The 4,466-nt window shown below is 29.3% G+C and carries 4 protein-coding genes; 1 reads left to right on the forward strand and 3 read right to left on the reverse strand.

Annotated features, from left to right (window positions below):
• Nucleotides 1-5: 5 nt before the first annotated feature.
• The 3 genes from AB1Z17_RS06315 to AB1Z17_RS06325 all read right to left on the reverse strand — a co-directional run bounded on the left by AB1Z17_RS06315 (nucleotide 6) and on the right by AB1Z17_RS06325 (nucleotide 3,536).
• Nucleotides 6-1,376: a TolC family protein gene (locus AB1Z17_RS06315; protein ID WP_368050951.1), complete on the reverse strand. Its 1,371-nt coding sequence runs from the start codon at nucleotides 1,374-1,376 to the stop codon at nucleotides 6-8.
• Between the two features lie 2 nt (nucleotides 1,377-1,378).
• Complete coding sequence (locus AB1Z17_RS06320; protein ID WP_368050952.1) at nucleotides 1,379-1,972, reverse strand: TetR/AcrR family transcriptional regulator; 594 nt, start codon at nucleotides 1,970-1,972, stop codon at nucleotides 1,379-1,381.
• A gap of 421 nt (nucleotides 1,973-2,393) precedes the next feature.
• On the reverse strand, nucleotides 2,394-3,536 hold the full coding sequence (locus AB1Z17_RS06325; RefSeq protein ID WP_368050953.1) for an acyl-CoA dehydrogenase: 1,143 nt from the start codon (nucleotides 3,534-3,536) through the stop codon (nucleotides 2,394-2,396).
• A 229-nt stretch (nucleotides 3,537-3,765) separates the two neighbouring features.
• On the opposite strand from AB1Z17_RS06325, the gene nhaD reads away from it, so the two are divergent.
• A partial coding sequence (gene nhaD, locus AB1Z17_RS06330) for a sodium:proton antiporter NhaD (RefSeq protein ID WP_368050954.1) occupies nucleotides 3,766-4,466 on the forward strand: 701 nt, incomplete at its 3' end.

Genomic DNA, 4,466 nt, shown 5'->3' on the forward strand with positions numbered 1-4,466 from the left:
TCATATTAAATTTTGTTCAAGAAATTTTCAGTTTTATTAAGGTTTACCATTAATTCTCCGTAGGTTGTATTATAATGGTAGAGTGCTTTAATTTTAAATAATTTAATTTGAGCAAGTTGTAATGTAGCATCAATTACTTCGAGTGAAGTTCCGGTACCTTCTTCAAAAGCACGGGTTCTCATAAATTTTAATTTTTCAGCTAAGGCCTCATCAGTATTTAAACTATCGTATTGTTCTCGTTGTTTTTCTAAATCGTTATATAATTTTTCGGTATAGGTTAACAAATTTAATTTGGCTTGTTTTTCTAATTGTTGTACTTGTAAAACTTTATATTTTGCAGCTTTAATTTTATGATCTCTTTCGAAACCGTTAAATAATTGCCAGGTTGCACCAACACCAACCAACCATTTGTTTTCTAAAAGCGATAGATTGTCTTTCCATAAGGTGTGTTTACCAAATAAAGCTACTTTTGGATAATACTCGCTGTTTTCAACTTTTACTCCTATTTTAGCTAATTCTTCATTTTTTTCTAAAAATTTAAGTTGTTCATTTTCTTGAATCATTTCATTCTGAAATTCATGTAAAGAAGTTTGAATTGTTGGAATTATAAAAGCTGTAGAAGTTGTACTAAATGTTTTTCCTCCAATTAAATTTTTAATAGCGGTAGCCGCTAAAGACACATCCTTTTGTGCAGCTAATAATTCTCGTTTTGCATTTGAAAAAGCAACTTTTGCGTTTAAAGTTTCTACTTCTGGAATAATTCCGTTTTCGAATAATTTAGTTGCGTGATTGCTATGTAATTGAATAGTTTCATAAACTTTTTTACGCAGATCTTTTGCTTCTTTGGCTAGTTTAAGTTTAAAATAATAATCTATTAATTTAATGGTTAACGCATTTTCTTTTATTTTATGGTGATTTTCAGAAAGCTCATAGTTAATTTTTGAAGCTTTATTTGCAGCATTTATTTTTCCACCAGCAAAAATGGGCCATTCAATATCTGCCGTTGCAAAACCTAAGTTTTTGTCTTGTATTGAAAAATTCCAGTCACCTAATAGTGCAGGGTTGGCTACTCCAATAATTCTACTAACCATTGCGCGTTGTTCATTTAAATCGACGGCAATGTCTTTGTCTAAATGTAAATAAGTAGCTGAAAGGCTAAGTGAAGGATACCACAAACTTTTTACGGCTTTTTGTTCTTCTTGTTTTGTATTCACTTCATGTTGCGAAGCATTTAAATCCCCATTTTTAGAAAGCATTAAATTGTAAGCTTCTTTTAGTGATAATTCTTGAGAGGAAATACTAGTTGTAATGAAAACTATAAGAATAGTAATTTTTTTTGCAGTTGGTTTTAATACCAATTTTAAATGAGTAAGCATTATTAACAATCTTTTTTTAATATGTTTAAAATGTTGTTAGTCAAATAAATAACGTCATTATTTGTTGTTTTTTCAATCCCTAAAAAGTTGGCTCTTTTAAAATGAATATAATCAATTACATACGTAAAAATATGATAGTTAATATCTAATAATTCAACATTTTCACCTATTTCACCAGATTTTTGTCCAATATCAAGAAGTTGTTTCATTAATGAAATACTTTTTTCTTTTAGAGTTTTAGGCAGTATAAAATTATCATTATGAAGTAGTTGATAAAAGAATTTTGAAGCCTCAGACTCGTTTATGGCATATACAATTCTATTTTGAATAAAGGTTTTTATAATTGGAGCAATGCTTGTATGTTTTAAACTGATTAGAAATTCTAATTCACTAATTAATGCAGTAACTTTATCGTAGTATAATTCATTTATTAATGCTTGTTTACCACTATAAAGTCTGTATAAATATCCGCCACTAACGTTGGCGTTTTTAGCAATCATAGCAATTGTTGTTCTTTCTATTCCGAAGTCAACAATTGTTTTCATTGTTGCTTGTTTTATGCGAACTAACTTCTCTTCATCTATTTTTCGTGCCATAGGTTTTAGTATTATATTTCGTTTGCAAATATATGAATAAACATTCATTCATTAATAATTTATAATTGTTTTTTGATAAATTATATTATTTATAATTTAAATGAAATTTAAAAGTGAAATATAACAATACTAAATAGCTTAATTTAAAGGGAATAGATAGAAGTTTTAAAATATGATATTAGAAAACTTTAGTTTATTAGTAAAATGGTTAATTTATATTATAACGTTTGAAGGATTAAAAATAGATTTTCAATAGAAAATTCCTAAATAAATAAACGTTTGTCTATTTAAATTAAGAAAAAGGTACGATTATAAAGGAAGTCGTTATGTTGTGGTTAAAAAGTGTAGTTTTATCCTATGAGCAAAAAATTTAATGAAAGACGTGACGGCAATTATTCTTTGCCGTCACGCCCAAAATATTTTAATCCTGTAAAATACTTCTTGAAATAACAATTTTTTGAATTTCGGAAGTACCCTCGTAAATTTGTGTAATTTTGGCGTCACGCATTAAACGCTCAACGTGATATTCCTTTACAAACCCATAACCACCGTGAATTTGAACAGCTTCAACAGTTACTGCCATTGCCATATCAGCAGCATATAATTTTGCCATTGCACCACTTAAATCGTAATTTATTTTTTGATCTTTTTCCCAGGCAGCTTTTATACATAACATACGTGCAGCTTCAATCTGGGTTGACATATCAGCTAATTTAAAGGCAATTGCTTGGTGTTTGCTTATTTCTTTTCCAAAGGCTTTACGCTCTTTAGAGTATTTTAAAGCCAACTCGTATGCACCAGAAGCTATCCCTAAAGCTTGAGAGGCAATTCCAATTCTTCCTCCTGCGAGTGTTTTCATGGCAAATTTAAAACCAAAACCGTCTTCTCCAATTCTATTTTCCTTTGGAATTTTTACATCAGTAAACATTAAAGAATGTGTATCGGAACCTCGAATTCCTAATTTATTTTCTTTTGTACCAACAGCAAAACCTTCCATTCCTTTTTCAACAATTAAAGCATTTATGCCTTTATGTCCCTTTTCAACATCGGTTTGGGCGATTACTAAATATACGCTTGCAGTTCCTCCGTTAGTAATCCAATTTTTTGTTCCGTTTAAAAGGTAGTGATCACCTTTGTCAATGGCAGTTGTTTTTTGCGAAGTAGCATCGGAACCAGCTTCGGGTTCGCTTAAACAAAATGCTCCAATTATTTCGCCGGTTGCCAATGGAACTAAATACTTTTGTTTTTGTTCTTCTGTCCCATAAGTTTCTAAACCCCAGCAAACTAAAGAATTGTTTACCGACATAACAACTGAAGCTGAAGCGTCTATTTTAGAAATTTCCTCCATTGCTAATACATATGAAACGGTATCTAAACCACTACCTCCGTATTTTGGGTCAACCATCATACCTAAAAAACCGAGTTCTCCCATTTTTTTTATTTGTTCTGCAGGAAATTGTTGTTTTTCATCGCGTTCAATTACACCAGGTAATAGTTCGTTTTTAGCAAAATCACGTGCAGCATCACGTATCATTATTTGCTCTTCTGTTAAGTTAAAATTCATAATTAATAAAGTTATTAGTAATAAGTTTGCTATTCTACAAATATAAGCCTTTTTTAAGTTTATTTTTATTAAATCTGTAAATGGGATGAAATTCTAATAAATATATATTTTAGAAATAATTGTTATTGCAAAAACTTTTAAAACCCATATAAGTTTTTAGTATATTTGTTGGTCTTTTAAAAATACTTTCAAACAAATCTGTTAACCAATTTAATTTATAAAAACTTACATGGAAACACTCATTATTATAATATTTATAGTAGGATATTTAGCAATTACATTAGAGCATAATTTAAAATTAGACAAATTAATTCCTGCCTTGGCTATGATGTCTATTTTATGGGCAATGGTAGCTTTTGGAATTGATAATTTTGCAAATTGGTTTGATTCCGGAGCACACGCATTAGTTGAAGGCTTTACTAGTTTTACTAGTGAAGAAAAACATCATTTATTGCAAGAAACACTGCTGCATCATTTAGGTAAAACTGCTGAGATTTTATTCTTCTTATTAGGTGCCATGACAATTGTTGAAATTATAGATTATTTTAATGGTTTTGCGACATTTAAAAATTATATTAAAACAAAAAACAAGAAAAAATTATTATGGATTTTCGCTGCTTTAGCATTTATTTTATCGGCAATTATTGATAATTTAACAGCTACAATAGTGTTAATAACAATTCTACAAAAAATTATTAATGACAAAAATACTCGTTTGTGGTTTGCAGGGTTAATTGTTATTGCTGCAAATGCAGGTGGGGCCTGGTCTCCAATTGGTGACGTTACAACTACTATGTTATGGATTGGAAATAAGGTAACAACATTAAAATTAATAGAATATTTAATTATTCCTTCTTTATTATGTGTTGTAGTTCCAGTATTTATTGCATCATTTTTAAAGCCTTTTCAAGGAAATTTAGATATTGTAGA

The organism is Lutibacter sp. (assembly GCF_040883305.1).
Lineage (GTDB): Bacteria > Bacteroidota > Bacteroidia > Flavobacteriales > Flavobacteriaceae > Lutibacter.

Bases quoted from the DNA above. Each gene is read 5' to 3' on its own strand.
- AB1Z17_RS06315 (WP_368050951.1), bottom strand. From the start codon at position 1,376: ATGCTTACTCATTTAAAATTGGTATTAAAACCAACTGCAAAAAAAATT.
- AB1Z17_RS06320 (WP_368050952.1), bottom strand. From the start codon at position 1,972: ATGGCACGAAAAATAGATGAAGAGAAGTTAGTTCGCATAAAACAAGCA.
- AB1Z17_RS06325 (WP_368050953.1), bottom strand. From the start codon at position 3,536: ATGAATTTTAACTTAACAGAAGAGCAAATAATGATACGTGATGCTGCA.